General features: G+C 60.2%; 1 protein-coding gene and 1 pseudogene. Both read left to right on the top strand.

Annotation, left to right across the window (positions count from 1 at the left end):
• A partial coding sequence (locus tag HP499_RS24455) for an ABC transporter substrate-binding protein (protein ID WP_253951784.1) occupies nt 1-750 on the top strand: 750 nt, incomplete at its 5' end.
• 129 nt (nt 751-879) lie between these two features.
• Nucleotides 880-1,126: pseudogene (locus HP499_RS24450) on the top strand (ABC transporter permease); the annotation flags it as partial.

Raw genomic sequence — 1,126 nt, 5'->3', positions numbered from 1 at the left:
AACTTCGACACCATGCCATACGGGACCAAGGCTGAGGGCGCGGACCCGGCCAAGGCACTGGCAGTACGCCAGGCCGTGGCCAACCTCGTTGACCGCCAGGCCATTGCCGATCAGGTCTACAAGGGCACCTACCTGCCTCTGTACTCGAACGTTCCGAGCGGATTCCTCGGTGCCAATGAGTCCTTCAAGGACGCATACGGCGATGACGGAAAGCCGAGCCTGGACAAGGCCAAGAAGGTCCTGGCCGACGCCGGGATCACCGGGCCCGTAGCCCTGAACCTGCAGTACAACCCGGACCACTACGGCGGATCCTCCGGTGACGAGTACGCCATGGTCAAGGAACAGCTGGAGAAGTCCGGCCTCTTCACGGTAAACCTGCAGTCCACCGAGTGGGTCACCTACAGCAAGGCCAGCCGTGCCGATGAATACCCATTGTTCCAGTTTGGCTGGTTCCCCGACTTCAGCGACGCCGACAACTACCTCACGCCGTTCTTCCCGGAGGGCGGCTTCCTGAAGAACCACTACAACAACCCTGCCGTGAACGAACTGATCGCCAAGCAACTTGTTGATGCAGACAAGACCAGCCGGGAGTCGGCCATCAAGGATGTCCAGAACGCGCTTGCCAAGGACATCTCTACGTTGCCGCTGCTCCAGGGTGCGCAGGTCGCGGTGGTCGGAAGCGGCGTGAACGGTGTGGACAAGACGCTGGATCCGTCCTTCAAGTTCCGCCTTGGAGTCATTTCCAAGTAACCGCACCGTTGTGACCAGAAGGCAGGCGGGACACTGATCCGGTGTCCCGCCTCCTTTGCTGACCACCACATTGGCCGGCGCGCATGAGCCCAATCCCGCGCAATCCACGGGCAGGAAATACAGGTAATAATGACAACACTTATAGAGGTACCCGAGGCCGAGCCCGGGATCGTTGCTCCCAAGAGCAAGTCCAAAGCCGGGGGAGGGCTTGGCAGATACATCGTCATCAGGTTCTTCCTGATCATTCCCACCGTCTTCATTTTGGTGACGCTGGTGTTCTTCCTGATGAGGGTCATTGGAGATCCCATTACGGCATCACAAGGCGGCCGGCTCCCTCCGGACGTCCTGGCCCAGCGCATCCACGATGCCGGCTACG

This window comes from Paenarthrobacter sp. CM16, assembly GCF_013179505.1.
In the GTDB taxonomy this organism is placed as follows: Bacteria; Actinomycetota; Actinomycetes; order Actinomycetales; family Micrococcaceae; genus Arthrobacter.
The sequence above is the reverse complement of the archived record's forward strand: the minus strand, read 5'-3'. Positions and strand labels throughout refer to the sequence as shown.